The organism is Pseudomonas sp. 9.3L (assembly GCF_058536285.1).
Map to the genome: position 1 here is coordinate 4,431,228 of NZ_JBZUBK010000001.1, position 20,618 is coordinate 4,451,845.

The following is a 20,618-nucleotide window of genomic DNA, read 5'->3' on the forward strand; positions in this document are numbered from 1 at the left end:
TACATAATGAAAATAAAAAATACCGGTCGAGAGCTAAATAGCAATTTTTTTGAAAACAATAGCTGTTTCATTCCACCAGAAAACTTAAAGCCTAATTTTGAAAAAGAAAATATTAAAAACTCTCCAGGAAATAATATAAGGTTCGGAGACCTCACAAATAGTCACAGCCCCGCCGTACAACCCAAAAACAAAGGGGATCATTCAGGCCTCACAACGTCCGATTCTAAACTACAAGGGCTATTAGAGGCCCTAATAGCAAAACTTCAAGATTTTATCGATGAAAGTTCAAAAGCCTCAGGCGCCCCAAAATCGCAGAAAGCTTCAAGTCTGAATGACGCCGAAAATTCAAACCCTGTGAAAACCCATGAAACACCTAAAAGCTTCGCCACACATAAGCCAATTGAAGCTTCCGATAAAAGCAAAAGCTCAAAAACGGATTTCCTAGATAACTCCAAATACTCTTCCCCTGAAGAATTGGAAAAATACGATGCATTGGTAGCAGACTTACCTGTAGATAAGCGCGAACAGGCTGCAAAAGAACTAAATCGGCCAGTGGCGGCGGCGCAAATGGCTGCAGACGGTGGGGCTAACGCGCAAAAAGCGAAAAAATTCATCGATGACAATCCTGCTTTAAAAAGAGCGTTGGATACTGGGTTGCATGGCGGCAAACCAGACGGAAACATTTCCGATGGCGACTACGATGCATTTGTGAATAATATGAAAAATGCAGCAGAGTCAGCAAGTAATGATATTGAAGATTACAAAGAAGAAAACCCAGGGGCAGATGAACAGTCGTTAGCAATGGTCCGCTCTGCTGCTCTGTTGCGAGCTAATGAACCTTTGGCAAAAGCTGGGGCTTTGAATGAGGATGGAGAAGTAGATAAATATATAACCGGCGATGCGCTGGAAGGATTGAGTTTAGGAAATCCAGGCTTATCACCGGCTTTGACACAAAGCGCCAAGACTTTTGCCCAACCTGGCTTTTTGCACATGCTTGATCAAGGCGGTTTTGAAGGTGAGGAGCTTGCATTGCACAACGCAGACGAAAACATCAGTACCAATAATATTGATGAGTGGATCAAGACTCAGGCACCTAGGAATGGACCAGAATTTTCTTCGATGATGAGCGATGCAGCCACACGCAACGCAGTAGCGCATGTTGATATTAGCAAGCTTAATGAAAATGTCTTCAAAAACCCTAACCAATATAGCGGGGAACAAAAAGCCGCAGTAATGATAAAACTTCAGGAAACTTTAGAGCAAGTAGAAGGCGGTAGCGACCTGCGCGACATTGACGATACTGCCAAAGCTTTGCAAGCACGAATTTCTCAACTGCAAGCCGATCCGGAAGTTAAAACTTATCTGGATAAATCTGTTCCTCAGCAAGAGCAATTAATGATTGCCAGCGATCCAAACCTAAAAAATGCAGTAAATCAACATTATAAAGAAGTGGCATCAGGCGAATCATTGATCGCAGATATGCAAGCTGCTCGAGTTCACGCGGCCAAGAAAAATGAAGGTTTACCACCCAGAGAATGGCAGCCAGTGGATTATAGTAAAGCTATTGGGAAGCTAAGTGCTGAGTTGCAAATGCACCGTGACTTACAGGGCACCAAAAATGTACCTAGCATTTCGGATATTGTCAATTCTAGGCCTGAGTTAAAAAGCCAAATCGAAAAATCTTTCCAAAAAAACTTTCTAGACGGGGAGATGGCAAGAAGTTCGTTGCTGGCAAATCAAGATTCAGATGTAAAGAATGTTTTGTCTAAGGTAGATAGTAAAATGTCCGCTTACGCAGAAGCCATCCCACATATGGCTACAGCAGGGGCAAGAGAAGACTATGCTGCCGCTACTTTGAAAGCGTTAACTGCAACTGATCAAGGTATGGACGTACTAAAATCATTAAAATCCGCCGGAACACTTCCTAAGAATTCCGACGTAAACAAAATGACTGGTAAGCAAATGTATACTCAACTGCGTGACAATATTGAGAAAAAAACATCAGGTAGCGGGCTAAGTAGTCTTGGCAAGATCGCTGCTGTAGGGCATGCGGGGCTGAGCGTGGCGAATTTATTAACAGTTTCGGCATATCTCAAAAATGGAGATAAGGCTAACGCGGCCAAAGCGATTTACGATGGCGTCCGAGGCTCGGCTGAATTTGGGAAGTTAGGCTACAACGTTGCCGCAAAAGCCATGGGGACAGATGCCTCCGCTGGCCTTGGACGTATGGCCGGGGCGGTGGCCGGCCGCGTCGTTGGTATGGTAGCAGGTGAGGCTGCTGGTGCAGCAGTTGCTGCAAGCATTGGCGCGACTGCTGGGCCCATTGGATGGGCAATCGACGCTGCACTTGGAATTGGCTTCGGTATCAAGGCTATTATTGATGCAATAAAAAAACATCAGAAGCAAGAAACGTTCGACAATAATATAGATCCTACCCTAGAGCAGTTTGGGATCCCTAAAGCACATTGAATTTTATAGTTGACGGTTTCAAGGTCTAAGTGCAACACCATTACTGAATTAAAGTAGGCGAATCATGGTACATGCCTATTATCTCGGTAATGACTTCAATCGGACATTTGAAATCGAAGCGCTTGCGAGGGCGGATGTTCAGGCGATATGCAATAGCGTCGAGGTCCTGCTGGCTGTGTTTCGGCAAATCCGTGCCCTTGGGCAGGTACTGACCAATCAGGCCATTGATATTCTCGTTACTGTCGCGCTGCCATGGGCTATGCGGATCACAGAAGTAAATCGCCACTTAGGTCTTCTGGGTCCTGTTTGACCACTCGCGGCCCCCTACGCAACCACCCGAGTTGCATGCAAACCGGTCAACAAGAAACGCTGGTCCAACTGCTCTCGTAGCCCATTGGGGTGGGCCAGGCGCATACGCTCCAAGTGTTCCTGATAGACACCTGGCTCAGGTGCATCCAGGGCGGCGCGGCCAAGGTCGAGCAACTCCGTGAGGTGGAACTTACTCTTGAGCCAGTTCAGCGCACGAAGCAGGTCTTTTTCAACGGATGAGAAGTCGCTGCCCAGCGGGTACTCCGGGAACAAACGCGTGTGTCGGCTACGGATAGCCTCCAGCCGGTGCGGTGTGTTGTCAGTGAACGGGGGCGCAATACGGAAATCCCGAGGCAGCTTGCCTGCCAATTGGGCCTGGTCCAGTAACGTCGGCTGAAACCGTGAGTCGCTGATATTGAGCAGCGCTTCGATGACCTTGGCGTCGCTTTTTCCGCGCAGGTCTGCAATGCCGTACTCCGTGATAACGATGTCGCGCAGGTGCCGTGGCACCGTGCACTGGTTGTGGTCCCACAGGATATTGGAACTGACCACACCACCGCTCTCGCGCCAGCTTCGCACCAGCAGGATGGAGCGTGCCCCGTCCAACTCGTGCCCCTGCACTACAAAATCAAACTGTCCGCCTACGCCGCTGAGCACCCGCCCGTCTTCCAGCTGGTCGGAGGCCGCAGCGCCCATCAAGGTGACATTCAGGGCGGTATTGATGAATCGCGCGTGGGCACGCTGGGTCCGCTTGAGGGCCTCGTCTCCATAAAGACGGTTAACGTAGCCGATGGCGGTCATGGCAAAGCGTGCGCGAACACTTAAGGGCATTTCGCGCAGCCGTGCATAAAACGCTTCGGGCCCGAGGAAAAACCCACCGTGCAACACCGCGCCTTCGTCATCCAACACCGGGCCAGGGCCTTGTGGCCCGCCTTGCACACGGCGCCGTAGCACCCCGGCATCCGCCAGTACCAGCAAACCGTTTACGAACATTTCGCTACAGCCATAGAGGCCTTCGGCAAAGGGTGCAACGCCCCCTTCCCTATCGATCAGCGCAGCCCATTGCTGTGCCTGTGCGTCCTGTACCAGTGCCCGATAGCCGTCGTTATCGGCCTGACGAGACAACAGCGCGGCAGTGATCGCGTCGCCCAGGGCACCGATGCCGATTTGCAGCGTACCGCCGTCTCGCACCAGGGTGCTGGCGTGCAACCCGATGAAGTGCTCTTGGGTGCCAACCGGCTGGTTGGGCGTGGAGAACAGTTGGCTGCGCTCGGGTGTATCGATCAACAGGTCAAAACACGCCTTAGGTACTTCGGCAGCCCCCGGCATGTAAGGCAACTGTGTATGTACATGGCCCACTACCAGGATGGTTTCGCCCTGCTCGCGGCGCGCCTCCAGCAGGGGCAGCAAGTCCAGGGTGATGTCCGAATTACAGCTCAGGCTCAGTAAGCCCGGGCGCTCAGGGTCTTCAGCCACCAGTTGGGCCACCAGGTTGATACCTTGAGCGTTGATGTCCCTGGCCGCATGGCTGTAATTGCTGCTGACGTAACCTTGTTGTGCCTGCTGGCTGCCGCCCAAGGCACCGGGCTGCATAAAGAACTGCTCTACGCGGATATTATCGGGAAGGGTATCGGCGGCCAGGTCAGCCAGGAAATCCAGGTCAGGATAGTCGGCGTAGACTTGCTCTACGAACGGTTCAAGAAACCGACGCTGGAGGCCATCGCCCAAGGGCGGGCGGGCCAGGCACAGCGCGGTGTAGAGGGTCAGTTGCCGCTCTGGCAGGGTTTTAACCCGGGCATAGAGCGCGTTGGCGAATCGATTGGGCTTGCCCAACCCCAGCGGCAGGCCGAGTCGGATATGCGCAGGCAACTGCGCCAATACTGCATCGACTGCCCGTTCCAGGCTCAGCGCTTGGGTCATCACAACCTCTCCTTCGGATGTTCTGCGCACTAGACCCGCAGGTAAGGGCTAATGTTTCGCACGGCGTGGCCTCCCTTTACTCCACACCACTGTTAGCCTTGTTTCGTTAGCGCTAGAGGCTCTCTCCGCTATTAGAAATTGGCCGGCGTCGCTGCGCTGATTAGCCTGGCCGGGGCATCGTAGGGGTTGCGAAAGCGGTGCGGCCGCGTGCTTTCGAAGTAGTAGCTGTCGCCTGCTTCCAGTACGAAGGTGTCCAGCCCTACTACCAGCTCTAGCCGGCCCTCAATGAGAATGCCGGTTTCTTCACCCTCGTGGGTGAGCATTTCCTCGCCGGTATCGGCGCCCGGCGGGTAAATCTCGGTGAGAAAGGCGATGGCACGGCTGGTATGCCCGCGCCCCACCAGCTTCATCGTAACGGCACCATCGGAGATGTCGATCAGCTCGTTGGCCTTGTACACCACCTGCGCTGTACTTTGAGGGGCCAACTCTTCTGAAAAGAACTCCACCATGGACATGGGGATGCCGCTCAGTACCTTACGCAAAGAGCTGATCGACGGGCTTACGCTGTTTTTCTCGATCATCGAGATGGTGCTGTTGGTCACCCCCGCGCGTTTGGCCAGTTCACGCTGAGACAGGCCCTTGAGCTTGCGGATAGTTTGCAATCGTTCACCGACGTCCAATGGGGGCGTCCTCCTAGGGGGTAACGGTCGTGAATATGAACGGCATGATGGCAACAGCGTTCAATATTTACAACAACCCGCCCGCCTTGGGATAACCCAATCCGGCCTAGCTTCTGTAGTGACGAGGCACACGCTTGAGGTTGCAAAACAGTTGGTACGGAATCGTTTGTGCCCAGTGCGCCACTTCGCTAGCCAGCACCTGACGCCCCCACAACTCCACCGGGCTCCCCACGGCAGCCTCTGGCACATCAGTGAGGTCGATGCACAGCATGTCCATGGAGACGCGCCCCAACAGCCGGCTGCGCTTACCGGCTACCACTACGGGGGTACCGGTTGGCGCGTGCCGGGGGTAGCCGTCGGCGTACCCCATAGCCACTACCCCCACCCGCATCGGGCGGTCGGTCACAAAGTGTTGGCCATAGCCGACAGGCTCCCCAGCGGGCAGCTCGCGCACGCTGATGACTTGCGATTCCAGTGTCATCACTGGCTGCAAACGATCAGCCTGGGGGTGTGGCTGCTCGAATGGCGTGGCGCCATACACCAGGATGCCAGGGCGTACCCAATCGCTGGCAATACCCGGCCAGGCCAGAACGGCCGGAGAGTTGCGCAGGCTCACCTCGGCGTTCAAGCCTTCACTGACAGACGCGAACTGCTTCAATTGCTCTTGGGTACGCGGGTTGTCCAGTTCATCAGCACTGGAAAAGTGGCTCATCAACACAACCTTGCCGACCTTGCCGCTGGCCAATAGCCGGTGATAGGCCTGGACGTATGCGTCAGGGTCGATCCCCACTCGATGCATACCCGAATCCAGCTTTAGCCATACGGTGATAGGCGCCCCCACCGGGGTGCGCTCGATGGCCTCCAACTGCCACGGCGCATGTACGACGCACCACAGGTTGTGCTCAACAATGAGGTCTAGTTCGGCGGCCTCGAAAAAGCCTTCAAGTAGCAGGATAGGCGCCTGTACACCTGCCTGACGCAGCGCTAGTGCCTCTTCAATGCAGGCCACGGCAAAGCCGTCAGCCAATTCGGCCAACGCCTCGGCGCACTGGACCGCGCCATGCCCGTAGGCATCGGCCTTGACCACAGCAAGTGCGCGGGCATTGGACAGTTCACGGGCAAGGCAATAGTTATGACGCAGGGCATGGAGGTCAATCAGGGCACGAGCGGGGCGCATGAAAGTGCTCTTTGAAATGAAATGCAGGTAGAAAAAACCCAGCGGCCCGAAGGCGCGCTGGGTGAGGAATAGAATACCCCTTACGGGTGCACTGGCGCAGCCGCGCCTTGCCTGGTTTTCGCATGCGTGGCGTCATAGCGGGAAATATCCAGCCCCTCGGCGCTGATCTGTGGCGTTTTGCGTGCCATCAGGTCTGCAAGCAAGCGCCCCGAGCCACATGCCATCGTCCACCCGAGGGTGCCGTGGCCGGTATTGAGGAACAGGTTCTTCATGGCAGTGCCGCCTACGATAGGGGTACCGTCAGGCGTAGTCGGGCGCAGGCCTGTCCAGAAGCTGGCCTGGCCCAGATCACCACCTTGGGGATAGAGGTCATTGACGATCATCTCCAGGGTTTCGCGCCGCCTAGAGTTCAATGAAAGATCAAAACCTGCAATTTCGGCCATGCCACCCACCCGGATACGGTTGTCAAAGCGCGTGATCGCAACCTTGTAGGTCTCATCCAGAATAGTCGACACCGGCGCCATGGCGGCATTGGTAATAGGCACCGTCAACGAATAGCCCTTGAGCGGGTAAACAGGTGCTTTGATACCCAGTGGCTTGAGCAACTGAGGCGAATAGCTACCCAGTGCGAGTACATAGCGGTCTGCGGTTTCCAGCTTGCCGTTGATGTACACGCCGTTCACGCGGTCGCCAGTGAAATCCAGACGGTCGATCGTTTGCCCGAAACGGAACTCCACGCCCAACTCACGCGCCATTTCCGCCAAGCGTGTGGTGAACATCTGGCAATCGCCGGTCTGGTCGTTAGGCAGCCGAAGCGCGCCAACCAATAAGTCACCGGTAGCCGCCAGTGCCGGCTCCACTCGGGCGATGCCGGCACGGTCCAGCACTTCGTAAGGCACGCCGGACTGCTCCAGCACGGCGATGTCTTTAGCGGCGTTTTCCAATTGCGCCTGCGTGCGGAACACCTGGGTAGTGCCCAGCGTGCGGCCTTCATAGGAAAGGCCAGTGTCGGCGCGCAATTCGTCCAAGCAGTCACGGCTGTACTCCGACAACCGCACCATCCGCTCTTTGTTGATGGCATAACGGCTAGCCGTGCAGTTGCGCAGCATCTGGGCCATCCACAGGTACTGATCCACACTGGCAGTGGCCTTGATGGCCAGCGGGGCGTGGCGCTGCATCAGCCAGGTGAGTGCCTTGAGCGGCACACCCGGCGCGGCCCAGGGTGAGGCATAGCCTGGGGACACCTGGCCTGCGTTGGCGAAGCTGGTTTCCATGGCAACGGCCGGCTGACGGTCCACCACCACCACCTCAAAGCCCTGGCGGGCAAGGTAATACGCAGAGGTGGTACCGATTACACCACCGCCCAGGACCAGGACTCGCATGTTCAACCCCTTGACGCGGCCGCGCCGCGGCGTAAATGTCTATGACGCACTTCGCGGCAGTATAAGGCGTGTAAACCAGTGTCTTTCACTGTATGTAAGGCTATATTTGGCGACAATTCCCGCCTGCATTGGCTTTTTCGGAGGGGCATCGCCTGTGCGCACCCAGCATCAGACAAAACGTGGCCTCGATAAGATTGACCGCACTATCTTGCGTCTATTGCAGGGTGACGGCCGCATGTCGTTTACCGAACTGGGCGAGAAAGTAGGCTTGTCTACTACGCCCTGTACCGAACGGGTCCGTCGCCTTGAGCGAGAGGGCATCATCATGGGGTATCACGCCCGGCTCAACCCACAGCACTTGAATGGCAGCCTGTTGGTGTTCGTCGAGATCAGCCTGGATTACAAGTCGGGTGACACCTTCGAGGAGTTCCGCCGCGCAGTGCTCAAGCTGCCCCATGTGCTGGAGTGCCATTTGGTTTCAGGGCATTTTGACTACTTGGTGAAAGCCCGGATTTCTGAGATGGCCTCGTACCGCAAGCTACTGGGGGACATCCTGCTCAAGCTGCCCCATGTTAGAGAGTCGAAGAGCTACATCGTGATGGAAGAAGTGAAAGAAAGCCTTACCCTGCCCATCCCCGATTGATACAGGTTAGCCATCCACTGTTGAATACCGCCTAAGGGTGCGCGCACGTCAGTGGTGCGCACCGCCGCCTCGTTAGCCCAGGACATTGTCATGGTTGCCACCACCTCACGGTTCCCGTTACCCGATTCGCTTCCGGCTTCCTATTACGAAGCAAGCTGTACACCGCGCCCTGATCACCCGCCTTTGGAGGGCTCGCTCAAGGTGGATGTGTGCATCGTAGGTGGCGGCTTCAGCGGGCTCAATACCGCCATCGAATTGGCCGAGCGCGGGCTGAGCGTAGCGCTGCTCGAAGCGCACCGCATCGGGTGGGGCGCGTCGGGCCGTAACGGCGGGCAGCTTATTCGCGGCGTAGGGCATGATGTAGACCAGTTTCAATCGGTAGTGGGGCATGAAGGCGTGCGCCAGCTCAAGCAAATGGCCTTAGAGGCCGTGGAGATCGTGCGTCAGCGCGTAGAAAAATACAGCCTGGCCTGCGACCTCACGTGGGGGTATTGCGACTTGGCCAACAAGCCTGCGCAGTTTGAAGCTTTCGCGGCAGACATCGCTGAACTGCGCGGCCTTGGCTATCGTCACGCCCTGGAGCTGGTTACCCCCGCACAATTGCACACAGTCATTGGCTCTGACCGCTATGCAGGGGCATTGGTGGATATGGGCTCCGGCCATTTGCACCCCCTTGACCTTGCCCTTGGGGAGGCCAGCGTTGCCCAGCAGTTGGGCGTGCGCCTGTTCGAGCAATCAGCGGTTACACGCATTGATTACGGTAGCCAGGTCAAGGTGCATACCACTTCCGGCGTGGTAGAGGCGCCCACCCTGGTATTAGCCTGTAACGCCTACCTCAAGGGCCTGAACACTGAACTGGGCGGCAAGGTGCTGCCTGCGGGCAGCTATATCATCGCCACCGAGCCCTTGCCTGAACCACTGGCTCGCGAGTTACTGCCGCGTAACCTGGCGGCCTGCGACCAGCGCGTTACCGTGGACTACTTCAGGCTGTCTGCAGATAAGCGGCTACTGTTTGGGGGCGCTTGCCATTATTCCGGGCGCGACCCTAGCGACATCGCTGCCTACATGCGCCCAAAAATGCTCAAGGTGTTCCCTCAGCTAAGGGACGTGCGCATCGACTTCCAATGGGCGGGCATGATCGGTATTGGGGCCAATCGATTGCCGCAAATCGGCAGGCTGGCCAGCCATCCCAATGTGTTTTATGCCCAGGCTTATGCGGGCCATGGCCTCAATGCCACCCACCTTGCGGGCAAGCTCTTGGCGGAGGGCATTTGCGGCCAAGTGGGCGGCGGCTTTGAGTTGTTCGCCGAGGTACCCCACCTCACCTTCCCCGGCGGCAAACACTTGCGCTCCCCCTTATTAGCCTTGGGCATGCTGTGGCATCGGTTGAAAGCCTTGGCCTAGCCTTGGCCTAGCCTTGGCCTAGCCCCTACGCGAGCTGACGGCTAACGCCAAAACCACTTCATGCCTTCTTCACGTTGCTGGCGCGCAGATAAGCCCACATCTGCCAGCTCCGCAGGCGTGAGCGCCAACAACTGCTGCCGCGTGTGCCAGCGGTGGCGCCATAGTGCCCACCGCCGTATCGACGCACTCAGTATCGACGCCGGCTGTTGCCGCGACTGTAGGCCTACCTGCGTGAAGCTATTCATGACGCACCTCCTCGTTTGCATCCAAGCTTAAAGCATGGCGAAGAAAGCACGACCATTACAGACTCAAAAAACCGATTAATTTTCCATACAGACGCTACTAAAAAGCAGCTGAATGGCGTTTAATCGCCAAATCTGTACTGCTTGCGATACTTGAGCCCACGTTGCACCCCTCTGGACGCTGCCCATGACGCTGTATATGAACCTTGCCCGCCTGCTCGAAGACCGTATAGAGCAAGGCTTGTACCGCCCGGGGGATCGATTGCCCTCGGTACGCGCCCTTAGCACGGAACACGGTGTAAGCCTGAGTACCGTGCAGCAAGCCTACCGGCTGCTGGAGGACAACGGCTTGGCCTCACCACGGCCCAAGTCAGGGTACTTCGTGTCCAGCAAAACGCTTCCTGCGCTCCCGGTAATTAGTCGGCCCGCCCAACGGCCGGTAGAAATCTCCCAATGGGACCAGGTGGTCGAGTTAGTACGCAGCGCGCCGCGCAAGGACATCGTGCAACTGGGCCGTGGCATGCCGGACGTCACCAGTCCTACTCTCAAGCCGTTGCTACGTAGCCTGGCCCAACTCAGCCGCCGGCAAGACCTGCCGGGCCTGTACTACGATACGATTTACGGTACCGAGGCGCTCCGTGAGCAGATTGCCCGCCTGTTGGTGGACTCTGGCTGCCGGCTCAGTGCCGTGGACTTGGTGGTGACCACCGGCTGTCATGAAGCCTTGTCCAGCAGCGTTCGCGCCACGTGTGAGCCTGGGGATATCGTAGCAGTGGACTCCCCAAGCTTTTTCGGCGCTATGCAAACCTTGAAAGGCCTGGGAATGAAAGCCCTGGAAATCCCTACCGACCCGGTCACCGGCATCAGCCTGGAGGCGCTGGAGTTGGCGCTGGAGCAATGGCCCATCAAGGTGATTCAACTCACGCCCAACTGCAATAATCCACTTGGCTACATCATGCCCGAGGCACGCAAACGTCAGTTGCTGACCCTGGCCCAGCGCTTCGACGTGGCCATTATCGAAGACGATGTGTATGGCGACGTGGCCTACACCTACCCTCGCCCACGTACGATCAAGTCGTTTGACGTGGACGGCCGGGTGCTCCTGTGCAGCTCTTTTTCCAAAAGCCTCGCCCCAGGCCTGCGGGTTGGCTGGGTAGCGCCCGGCCGTTACCTGGAGCGGGTGCTGCACATGAAGTACATCGGAACAGGCAGCACCGCGCCGCAGCCTCAACTGGCAATCGCGGACTTTATCGAAGCGGGCCACTTCGAATCCCACTTACGCAAAATGCGTGCGCAGTACCAGCGCGGTCGTGACCAGATGACGGAGTGGGTGCGCCGCTACTTCCCCGCAGGTACGCGCGTTAGCCGGCCCCAGGGTGGGTTTATGTTGTGGGTAGAGCTGCCTGAAGGCTTCGATACTCTTTTGCTGAACAACGCCTTGCTTGCCCAAGGGGTACAGATTGCCGTAGGTAGCATTTTTTCGGCCTCGGGCAAGTTTCGTAACTGCCTGCGCATGAACTTTTCGGCACGCCCTACGCCTGTTATCGAGGCGGCCGTGCGTCGAGTGGGTGAAACGGCTAGCCTGTTGCTGGATGCCGCGCAAGCGACGTACGCGTAACTTTCCAAGCGCAGCGGCTGTCACATGCCCACCATTAACTGCCACGAGACCTTCCATGGCCTTGTCCGCTCGCCTGTTGGCTACGCTACTACTGGCCATCGCCCTTGGCGGCTGCGGTAGCCAGCCCGTAAAACCGGTTGCCAGCGAGCGTATCCCTGCCGCTGAATCAGCCTTTGGCCGCTCGGTACTCGAACAGGCCAAGGCGCACCCTGGTTCGTCAGGGTTTCGCCTGTTGCCCAATAGCGGCGAAGCCTTTCGCGCACGGGCTGAGCTGATTCGCAATGCTCGTACCAGCCTGGATGTGCAGTACTACATCGTCCACGACGGGCTTAGCACCCGCGCATTGATGCGTGAAGTGCTGGATGCAGCGGACCGTGGCGTGCGTGTACGCATTTTGTTGGACGACACCACCAGCGATGACATCGAGTCTTTGCTAGGCACTGTGGCCAGCCATCCAAACATCAAGGTGCGGCTGTTTAACCCCACCCACTTGGGTCGAGCCACGGGGGTCACCCGCAGTGTGGGCCGCCTGCTGCACTTGTCACAGCAACACAGGCGTATGCACAACAAGGTCTGGATTGCCGATGACAGCGCAGCCATCGTGGGAGGTCGCAACCTTGGCGATGAGTACTTCGACGCTGAGCCTAACCTGAATTTCACTGACATTGACCTGCTTGGGCTGGGCCCTGTAGCCCGAGACCTGGGCTACAGCTTTGACCAATATTGGAATCACCGGCTCAGCCGGCCGTTACGCGAACTCTATGACGTGCCTGAGGCCCGCAAAGCACTGCCTGCCTTTCGCGAAAAGCTTGAGCAGGCACTGCGCACCGCCAGTGTGAAACAACAACCGCTGTACGACAGCTTGATGAGTTACCGCTCTGCACCGCGTTTAGCGCAGTGGCGCCAGGAGCTTATCTGGGCGCCCAGCACCGTCATGTGGGACGCCCCCGCCAAGGTACTGGCTCAGGGTGAACCAGACCCGCACTTGCTGCTCACCACCCAGTTGGCCCCTGAGTTGCTTGCGGTCCATCAGGAGCTGCTGCTGATTTCCGCCTACTTCGTACCTCGGGACCCAGGCTTGCTGTATTTGACCGGCCGGGCGGATCAAGGAGTGGCCGTATCTTTGCTCACTAATTCCCTTGAAGCCACCGATGTACCGGCCGTTCATGGCGGCTACGCGCCTTATCGCAAGGCCCTACTGGAGCACGGCGTGAAGCTGTACGAGTTGCGCCGTCAGCCCGGCGACGACGCTGGGTTTTCCTACCGGCTGCACGGCAGCTCGGCCTCAAGCTTGCACAGCAAGGCCATGGTGTTCGATGAGCGCAAGGTGTTCATTGGCTCGTTTAATTTCGACCCCAGGTCGGTGCTGTGGAACACCGAGGTAGGCGTACTGGTAGACAGCCCTGCGCTGGCAGCCTATACCCGTGAGCTGGCGTCACAAGGTATGTCCCCTGCGTTGAGCTATCAGGTACGCCTGACCAACGAGGAGCTGGAATGGGTGACTGAAGACGACCACCAGCTTCACGTACTGCACCGAGAACCAGGCGATTGGTGGCGTCGATTCAATGCATGGGTGAGTGAACGCATCGGCCTGGAGAAAATGCTTTAGCCCTGAGCAAATACGCCAATGGCCGGCATGGCTGACATTACGCCAATAGCAAAATTGCCATACCCCCACCCCTCAAGCCGCAGCGACACTAGCGGCATACTCATGCCAAGCGCCAAGCCTACACTCAGCACCGAGGACAACACGGCGAAATAGGTTACCCACGGCATTGAGCGCTCCTGGCGGCTCGCCAACAACTACAGAGCGCCCAGCCCTAACCGACCGGGCGGTTTGAGACTGGCTTACAACTTGATCCAGGTTGCCTTGAGTTCGGTGTACTTGTCGAAGGCATGCAAAGACTTGTCACGGCCATTACCCGACTGCTTGAAGCCACCAAAGGGCGCGGTCATGTCGCCGCCGTCGTACTGATTAATCCAGACGCTCCCGGCACGCAGGGCCCGGGCGGTTTTGTGGGCTTTGGACAGGTCTGCCGTCCAGATACCCGCCGCCAGGCCATACTGGGTATCGTTGGCGATGGCCACGGCCTCTTCAGCGGAGTCAAAGGTAATCACAGACAGTACTGGCCCGAAGATTTCTTCCTGGGCAATCCGCATGGCGTTGCTTACGCCATCGAAGATCGTGGGCTCCACGTAAGTGCCGCCGGTGTCCTCCATGATCCGCTTACCGCCTGTGAGCAAAGTCGCGCCATCGTTGTGGCCGGCCTCAATGTAGCTCAGCACCGTATTCATTTGCTGGGTATCCACCAGCGCGCCGACGTTGGTAGCAGGGTCAAGCGGGTTGCCGGGCTTCCACCCCTTGAGCGCTTCAACGACCAGGGGCAGGAAACGCTCCTTGATAGACCGCTCGACCAGCAGGCGCGAGCCTGCGGTACACACCTCACCCTGGTTGAAGGCGATGGCACTGGCGGCGGACTGGGCGGCAGCGTTCAAATCGGGGGCATCGGCAAAGACGATATTTGGGCTCTTGCCGCCCGCCTCCAGCCACACCCGCTTCATGTTGGACTCGCCGGCATAGACCATCAATTGCTTGGCAATGCGGGTAGAGCCGGTGAAAACCACGGTGTCGACATCCATGTGCAGTGCCAACGCTTTGCCAACGGTATGGCCATAGCCAGGCAGCACGTTCAATACACCTGCCGGAAGACCTGCCTCAATGGCCAGCTGCGCGATACGAATTGCAGTCAGCGGGGACTTTTCAGACGGCTTGAGCACTACCGAGTTGCCGGTAGAGAGCGCAGGGCCCAACTTCCAGCAAGCCATCATCAAGGGGAAATTCCACGGCACGATTGCAGCCACTACGCCTACAGGCTCGCGTGTGACCAAGCCCAATTGGTCATGGGGGGTTGCGGCCACTTCGTCGTAAATTTTGTCAATGGCCTCGCCGCTCCATGCCAGGGCATTGGCAGCGCCTGGGACGTCCACGGACAACGAATCGCTGATGGGCTTACCCATGTCCAGGGTTTCCAGCAATGCCAGCTCTTCGGCATTGTCTTTTAGCAGCGCGGCAAAACGAATCATGACGGCCTTGCGCTTTGCCGGTGCCAAGCGTGACCAGGTGCCTGCGTCGAATACCGCGCGAGCATTGGCTACGGCCAGGGCGGCATCGGCTTCGTCACAGCTGGCTACCAACCCCAACAGTCGCCCATCCACAGGGCTTACACATTCGAAGGTCGCATCCGAAGCAGCGTCGATGTACTCGCCATTGATAAACGCACGGCCTTCGACCTTCAGCGCTTGTGCGCGCTGTTGCCAGTTAGCCAGGGTCAAGGTAGTAGGCATAACGAAACTCCTATTGTAGATTCAGGCACCTGGCAGGCTGCGTGTTGCCACCTGCCGTGCCCACATGAAGGCTAAAACGCTCACCCTAAACCACTGCCGAACAGCTTTCAATATATTTGACATTCATGACAAATGGGCGGACTTATGTCTGATTTATTAAACATTCCAGGGGGTTTTGGTGCCTATAGAACAGATTGTCGATTTTGCGGTTAGCACGCCTACCCCCACCCGCTATCGGCCTGATGACGCGAAGGTCATCGCTGGCGATCCCGCTCAAACCGTGTACAACCATTACAGTAGCCCAGATGAGCACTTCTCCGCAGGCGTATGGGAAGGCGATGTTGGGCAGTGGGCGGTGAATTACACCGAACATGAGTACTGCGAAATCGTGCAGGGCGTTTCAGTACTGCGTGACGAGGCTGGCAATGCACGCACCGTGCGGGCAGGCGATCGGTTTGTAATCCCGGCAGGCTTTCAAGGCACGTGGGAAGTGTTGGAGCCGTGCCGGAAAATTTACGTCATATATGAAGCACATAAGTAGTGCATTCCAGTAGCCATGACTTAGGAACATAGGGCCGCCTCCACATCCGGGGGCATAACTTATGAGGCCTTACCCATGACGAATGAACAAATCGAATGCACACTCAAGCACCTGATCGGCACGCAGTACACCACTGCCCTGAAGGCGTACATTACTGAAACCACAGGCCGGGCGCGGGTGGTTGGCCCAAACGAAATTACCACGCTGGAATACGACCTGCAGCGCGTACACGTGCGTGCTGACAGCGCCAATGTCATTATCGGCTTCAGCTTTGGCTGAGCCCGTTCCGACATAAAAAAACCCGCACTCCTTAAAAGTGCGGGTTTTTTTGTCAGCGCAGATCAATTACTTGATCTTGGCTTCCTTGTACATCACGTGCTTGCGAACCACCGGATCAAATTTCTTGATCTCGATCTTATCGGGGGTGGTACGTTTGTTCTTGTCGGTGGTGTAGAAATGGCCAGTACCGGCACTCGACACCAAACGGATCAATTCACGCATGACTTTCTCCCTTAAACCTTGATGCCATCGCGGCGGATATCGACCAGAACGGCGTCAATACCACGCTTGTCGATGATACGCATGCCTTTGGCGGAAACGCGCAGGCGCACGAAACGCTTCTCAGACTCGACCCAGAAGCGATGGTGCTGCAGGTTCGGCAGGAAACGACGACGGGTTTTGTTGTTCGCGTGGGAAATGTTATTCCCGGTTACCGGACCCTTACCGGTAACTTGACAGACTCTCGACATGCCTCAGCCCTCTAAACCACATGCCCAACCCGGCATGGGTTGGCCGCTTTATCTCTCAGTCAAAATTGGCGTGATGGCTTTGGAGCCATTCAAACACCGTGTTTCGCAGGAGCAGGCGGGCAAGGCCCGTTGAGCTAAACGCCCTACCCCTAGAAAAGAGCGCTGCTTTATACCAGAAACGCGCCGCCGCAACAACAGGCAGCAACGCAAGGCACTCGTCTCAACCTCTGAAGCGGTCGGCGCAAAACGGCCCTAGCGCATGCGCCATTCGTCGACCCGCAGCGAAAATTTGAATGGCCAAACGCCAATGGGATCTCTACGGTAGGATTTTCCAGACTGCATTGGCAGATGGGCCACCTTTGATGAAGGAAACGACCATGCGTCTTGCCTTGACCCCGCTACTGCTCGCCCTGCTTGGCGCCTGTGCCACGGCCCATGCCAAGCCGCTTGCTGTCTGCACCGAAGCCAGCCCCGAGGGCTTTGACGTGGTGCAGTACAACTCCTTGACCACTACCAATGCGTCGGCTGACGTGTTGATGAACAGGCTCGTGGATTTCGATGCCAAGGCAGGCAAAGTAGTGCCTAGCCTGGCAGAACAATGGGCCGTCAGCGATGACGGGCTGACCTACACCTTTACCTTGCGCAAAGGCGTGCGATTCCACGGTACGGAATACTTCAAACCTTCACGGGCGCTGTCGGCCGACGATGTAGTCTTCAGCTTCAAGCGTATGCTCGACCCCGCCAATCCGTGGCACAAGGTGGCTCAAAGCGGCTTCCCACATGCACAGTCCATGCAGTTGCCAAGCTTTGTCAAGCAGGTAGATGCGCCATCACCTTCGACCGTGCGCTTTGTACTGGATCACCCAGACTCTACGTTCCTGGCCACCCTGAGCATGGGCTTTGCGTCTATTTATTCCAAAGAGTACGCCGACCAGTTGATGACCGCCGGCACGCCCGAAAAGCTGAACAGCCAGCCCATTGGCACAGGGCCGTTTATTTTTGTGCGTTACCAGAAAGACGCCCAGGTTCGCTACAAGGCCAACCCTGATTACTTCGCAGGCAAGCCTGCCGTAGACCCTCTGATCTATGCCATCAGCCCAGACCCCAGCGTACGAATGCAGCGGCTCAAGGCAGGCGAGTGCCAGGTGGCACTGTCGCCCAAGCCGCAAGACATCGCCTCAGCCAAAGAGGATGGAAAACTACAGGTACTGGAAACGCCTGCGTTCATGACGGCCTTCGTGGCCATCAACAGCCAGCACCCGCCGCTGGACAAGCCTGCCGTGCGCCAGGCCATCAACCTGGCTTTTGATAAGGCCAACTATCTTAAAGCGGTATTCGAAGGCACGGCGGCGCCTGCCAATGGGGTATACCCTGCTGCCGACTCAGCCCAGGCTGGCAACACGCAACCCTACGATTACAACCCAGATAAAGCCCGTCAGTTGCTGGCCGATGCGGGTGTGAAAGAAGGCTTCACCACTACCCTCTGGACCCGCCCAAGCGGCAGCCTGCTTAACCCGAACCCCACTACAGGCGCCCAGATGCTTCAGGCAGACCTGGCGAAGGTAGGCATCAAAGCTGAAATCCGAACCATTGAATGGGGCGAGTTGATCCGCCGCGCCAAGGCGGGTGAGCATGACCTGCTATTCATGGGCTGGGCCGGTGACAACGGCGACCCTGATAACTTCCTCACCCCGCAATTCTCCTGTGCGGCAGTCAAGTCAGGCACCAACTTTGCGCGCTATTGCGACCCCACCCTCGATGGGCTTATCACCAAGGCCAAGGCCACTACCGTGGAGGCTAAACGCAGCGAGCTGTATCGCCAGGCACAGACCTTGATACAGCAGCAGGCACTTTGGGTGCCGCTGGCGCACCCTCAGGTGACTGTGCTCACGACCAAAGGCCTCAAAGGCTACGCGCCTAGCCCCTTCGGCCGGCAGGACTTTGCACGGGTGAGTGTTAACTGATCGGCAGACGGTCATCACGCTAATAGGCCGCCGAAACGCGCTGTGCGTTGCGGTGGCCGTGCTCACATAAGCCCTAGTTCAGCCATGGACAAGGGCTCACCTTCGCCGATGATGAAGTGGTCCAGCACCCGCACATCAATGTAGGCCAGCGCTTCCTTTATACGCTGGGTCAGGCGCTGGTCGGCAACGCTGGGGTCGGTGACGCCGGAAGGGTGGTTATGGCACAGGATCAACGCTGCGGCGTTGTGCGCCAGGGCCCGCTTTACCACCTGCCTGGGGTACACGCACGCACTGTCGATGGAGCCCTGAAACAATGGCTCGAACCCCAACACGCGGTGGCGGGAATCCAGGTACAGGCAGGCAAAGACCTCGTGGGGTTCGTGCCGCAACATGGCCTTCAGGTAGTCCCGTACTGCTGAAGTGTTTTCCAGTGCCGAATCGCGGCTGAGCTGCTCGGCCAGGTGCCGCCGGGCAATCTCCAATACCGCCTGCAGTTGGGCGTATTTAGCCGCCCCCAACCCCAAGTGCGCGCTGAACGTAGGCAGGTCGGCGCGCAGTAAGCCACGCAGCCCGCCCATGTCATCGAGCAGTTGACGGGCAAGGTCCACGGCGCTAAGCCCTTTCACCCCAGTACGCAGGAAAATAGCCAGCAGCTCAGCGTCGGAGAGCGTTTGCGCGCCTCGGCTCAATAGTTTTTCCCGGGGGCGCTCGGCCTCGGGCCAGTCTCGAATGGCCATGTTTCCTCCTTGTCAGCCACGGGCGCCGCTGTTCCGTCGCAGGCGCTGTGCTATCTTAGCCCAACTTTTTTGTGCGACGGCTGGCCAGATTATTTCTCTTAGCTTGTGCAGCAGCGACGGCCTATGGCACAGGCCTGGCGCCCCCGTATGCCGAGGCTTGGGTCTGGAATGGCCTTGTGCATCAGATCGTTTCTGATCGTAACTACACGTGAACAAAGGCAGGGCTAATGCAGCGGCTGTATCGAAAACGCATCGTTCTCGGCGTAGGCGGCGGCATTGCCGCTTACAAAAGCGCTGAGCTGGTACGTCGGCTCTTGGAGCAAGGCGCAGACGTGCGTGTGGTCATGACCCGAGGGGGCGCTGAATTCATCACGCCGCTAACCATGCAGGCGCTCTCAGGGCACCCCGTGCACCTGGACCTGCTCGACCCGGCTGCTGAAGCTGCGATGGGGCATATCGAACTGGCGCGCTGGGCCGACCTTGTGCTGATAGCGCCCGCCACCGCCGACCTCATCGCGCGGCTGGCCCAAGGGCTCGCCAACGATCTGTTGACCACATTGGTATTGGCCACCGACGCCACGGTCGCCTTGGCACCGGCCATGAATCAGGCCATGTGGCGCGACCCGGCCACAGAGGCCAACCTGGCAACCGTCCGCGCGCGCGGATTGAAAGTATTGGGGCCCGGATCGGGGAGCCAGGCGTGTGGCGATATCGGGCTAGGGCGAATGCTCGAACCCACCGACCTTGCCTATCTGGCGGCAGAATGCTTCCAACGCCAGGTGCTGACTGGGCAGCATGTCGTGATTACGGCAGGCCCTACCCAGGAAAACATCGACCCAGTGCGCTATATCACCAACCACAGCTCGGGCAAGATGGGCTTTGCATTGGCAGAAGCTGCGGTAGAGGCCGGTGCACGAGTGACCTTGGTGACTGGGCCAGTGCACCTGCCGACCCCTGACCGGGTTGAGCGCATCGATGTGGTCAGCGCTCGGGACATGCTGGCGGCCTGCGAAGCCGCCATGCCGTGTGACATCTTGATCGCCTCGGCGGCTGTCGCTGATTACCGTCCTGAAGTCGTAGCCCCCCAGAAACTCAAGAAGGACCCTTCCACGGGGGATGGCATGCTGCTGCGGATGGTCCGTAACCCTGACATCCTGGCTACGCTCTCAGGCCGGGCGGATCGCCCCTTTAGCGTAGGCTTCGCGGCTGAGACCGAGAACCTGCTTGATTACGCTGCCCGCAAGCTAAAAGACAAAAACCTCGACCTGATCGTAGCCAACGACGTCGCCAACCCTTCCATTGGGTTTAACAGCGAAGAGAACGCCTGCAGCGTAATCGACCGCCAACTTCATGAAACGCTGCTCGCGCAGACCAGCAAAGGCAAGATCGCGCGACAGCTGATCGCGCTTATTGCCACTCGCATCCAGCAGGCTTAATT

At 57.5% G+C, this 20,618-nt stretch carries 18 protein-coding genes and 2 pseudogenes; 9 read left to right on the forward strand and 11 right to left on the reverse strand.

All coding sequences use genetic code 11. The annotated features are described in order from the left end of the window. The first annotated feature begins 6 nt into the window (after positions 1 to 6). Positions 7 to 2,469 carry a type III effector HrpK domain-containing protein gene (locus AC4LE2_RS20575; protein ID WP_491827907.1) on the forward strand — a complete coding sequence of 821 codons (2,463 nt, stop codon included), beginning with the start codon at positions 7 to 9 and terminating at the stop codon, positions 2,467 to 2,469. Positions 2,470 to 2,509: 40 nt separating this feature from the next. Here the strand turns inward: AC4LE2_RS20575 and AC4LE2_RS20580 are convergent. From AC4LE2_RS20580 to dadA, 5 genes and pseudogenes are all read right to left on the reverse strand, one after another. Further along, positions 2,510 to 2,755, reverse strand: a pseudogene (locus tag AC4LE2_RS20580) (IS30 family transposase); the annotation flags it as partial. Positions 2,756 to 2,793: 38 nt separating this feature from the next. Continuing rightward, positions 2,794 to 4,698 (reverse strand): acetyl-CoA hydrolase/transferase C-terminal domain-containing protein, encoded by a 1,905-nt coding sequence (locus AC4LE2_RS20585; protein WP_491827908.1) that lies wholly within the window; start codon positions 4,696 to 4,698, stop codon positions 2,794 to 2,796. A 131-nt stretch (positions 4,699 to 4,829) separates the two neighbouring features. After that, entirely contained in the window at positions 4,830 to 5,378 is a 549-nt protein-coding gene (locus AC4LE2_RS20590) for a cupin domain-containing protein (RefSeq protein ID WP_491827909.1), read from the reverse strand. Positions 5,379 to 5,484: 106 nt separating this feature from the next. Next, complete coding sequence (gene alr / locus AC4LE2_RS20595) at positions 5,485 to 6,555, reverse strand: alanine racemase (protein WP_491827910.1); 1,071 nt, start codon at positions 6,553 to 6,555, stop codon at positions 5,485 to 5,487. An 80-nt stretch (positions 6,556 to 6,635) separates the two neighbouring features. Continuing rightward, positions 6,636 to 7,937, reverse strand: coding sequence for a D-amino acid dehydrogenase (gene dadA, locus AC4LE2_RS20600; RefSeq protein ID WP_491827911.1), 1,302 nt, complete (start codon positions 7,935 to 7,937; stop codon positions 6,636 to 6,638). Between the two features lie 154 nt (positions 7,938 to 8,091). Here dadA and AC4LE2_RS20605 point away from each other — a divergent pair, with 154 nt between their 5' ends. Beyond that, entirely contained in the window at positions 8,092 to 8,580 is a 489-nt protein-coding gene (locus AC4LE2_RS20605; RefSeq protein WP_491827912.1) for an Lrp/AsnC ligand binding domain-containing protein, read from the forward strand. A 90-nt stretch (positions 8,581 to 8,670) separates the two neighbouring features. Next, positions 8,671 to 9,984, forward strand: coding sequence for an NAD(P)/FAD-dependent oxidoreductase (locus AC4LE2_RS20610; RefSeq protein ID WP_491827913.1), 1,314 nt, complete (start codon positions 8,671 to 8,673; stop codon positions 9,982 to 9,984). Between the two features lie 41 nt (positions 9,985 to 10,025). Here the strand turns inward: AC4LE2_RS20610 and AC4LE2_RS20615 are convergent, their stop codons facing one another. Then, the gene (locus AC4LE2_RS20615; protein ID WP_491827914.1) at positions 10,026 to 10,229 is read right to left on the reverse strand and encodes a DUF1127 domain-containing protein; all 204 of its coding nucleotides are present in this window, start codon (positions 10,227 to 10,229) and stop codon (positions 10,026 to 10,028) included. A gap of 184 nt (positions 10,230 to 10,413) precedes the next feature. On the opposite strand from AC4LE2_RS20615, the gene AC4LE2_RS20620 reads away from it, so the two are divergent. Next, positions 10,414 to 11,844, forward strand: coding sequence for an aminotransferase-like domain-containing protein (locus AC4LE2_RS20620; protein ID WP_491827915.1), 1,431 nt, complete (start codon positions 10,414 to 10,416; stop codon positions 11,842 to 11,844). A gap of 55 nt (positions 11,845 to 11,899) precedes the next feature. After that, positions 11,900 to 13,453: a phospholipase D family protein gene (locus tag AC4LE2_RS20625; protein WP_491827916.1), complete on the forward strand. Its 1,554-nt coding sequence runs from the start codon at positions 11,900 to 11,902 to the stop codon at positions 13,451 to 13,453. Positions 13,454 to 13,464: 11 nt separating this feature from the next. Here AC4LE2_RS20625 and AC4LE2_RS20630 read toward each other — a convergent pair. Together AC4LE2_RS20630 and AC4LE2_RS20635 are read right to left on the reverse strand one after the other, a co-directional pair. After that, positions 13,465 to 13,620: pseudogene (locus tag AC4LE2_RS20630) on the reverse strand (MFS transporter); the annotation flags it as partial. A gap of 72 nt (positions 13,621 to 13,692) precedes the next feature. Then, positions 13,693 to 15,189 carry an aldehyde dehydrogenase gene (locus AC4LE2_RS20635; protein WP_491827917.1) on the reverse strand — a complete coding sequence of 499 codons (1,497 nt, stop codon included), beginning with the start codon at positions 15,187 to 15,189 and terminating at the stop codon, positions 13,693 to 13,695. 178 nt (positions 15,190 to 15,367) lie between these two features. On the opposite strand from AC4LE2_RS20635, the gene AC4LE2_RS20640 reads away from it, so the two are divergent. Together AC4LE2_RS20640 and AC4LE2_RS20645 are read left to right on the forward strand one after the other, a co-directional pair. Further along, positions 15,368 to 15,730 carry a cupin domain-containing protein gene (locus AC4LE2_RS20640; protein ID WP_491827918.1) on the forward strand — a complete coding sequence of 121 codons (363 nt, stop codon included), beginning with the start codon at positions 15,368 to 15,370 and terminating at the stop codon, positions 15,728 to 15,730. Between the two features lie 75 nt (positions 15,731 to 15,805). Further along, the gene (locus AC4LE2_RS20645; RefSeq protein WP_491827919.1) at positions 15,806 to 16,009 is read left to right on the forward strand and encodes a hypothetical protein; all 204 of its coding nucleotides are present in this window, start codon (positions 15,806 to 15,808) and stop codon (positions 16,007 to 16,009) included. Positions 16,010 to 16,075: 66 nt separating this feature from the next. Here AC4LE2_RS20645 and rpmG read toward each other — a convergent pair whose 3' ends face one another. Beyond that, positions 16,076 to 16,231, reverse strand: a complete 156-nt coding sequence (gene rpmG, locus AC4LE2_RS20650) for a 50S ribosomal protein L33 (RefSeq protein ID WP_003464575.1) — start codon at positions 16,229 to 16,231, stop codon at positions 16,076 to 16,078. 11 nt (positions 16,232 to 16,242) lie between these two features. Next, a complete protein-coding gene (gene rpmB / locus AC4LE2_RS20655; protein ID WP_168083421.1) occupies positions 16,243 to 16,479 on the reverse strand; it encodes a 50S ribosomal protein L28 in 237 nt (78 codons plus the stop codon). 377 nt (positions 16,480 to 16,856) lie between these two features. Between rpmB and AC4LE2_RS20660 the strand changes: the two genes are divergently transcribed. Beyond that, positions 16,857 to 18,443 carry an ABC transporter substrate-binding protein gene (locus tag AC4LE2_RS20660; protein WP_491827920.1) on the forward strand — a complete coding sequence of 529 codons (1,587 nt, stop codon included), beginning with the start codon at positions 16,857 to 16,859 and terminating at the stop codon, positions 18,441 to 18,443. A 62-nt stretch (positions 18,444 to 18,505) separates the two neighbouring features. On the opposite strand, the gene radC is transcribed toward AC4LE2_RS20660, so the two are convergent. Next, the gene (gene radC / locus AC4LE2_RS20665; protein WP_491827921.1) at positions 18,506 to 19,180 is read right to left on the reverse strand and encodes a RadC family protein; all 675 of its coding nucleotides are present in this window, start codon (positions 19,178 to 19,180) and stop codon (positions 18,506 to 18,508) included. 227 nt (positions 19,181 to 19,407) lie between these two features. Here radC and coaBC point away from each other — a divergent pair, with 227 nt between their 5' ends. Beyond that, a complete protein-coding gene (gene coaBC, locus AC4LE2_RS20670; RefSeq protein ID WP_491827922.1) occupies positions 19,408 to 20,616 on the forward strand; it encodes a bifunctional phosphopantothenoylcysteine decarboxylase/phosphopantothenate--cysteine ligase CoaBC in 1,209 nt (402 codons plus the stop codon). Positions 20,617 to 20,618 lie beyond the last annotated feature (2 nt).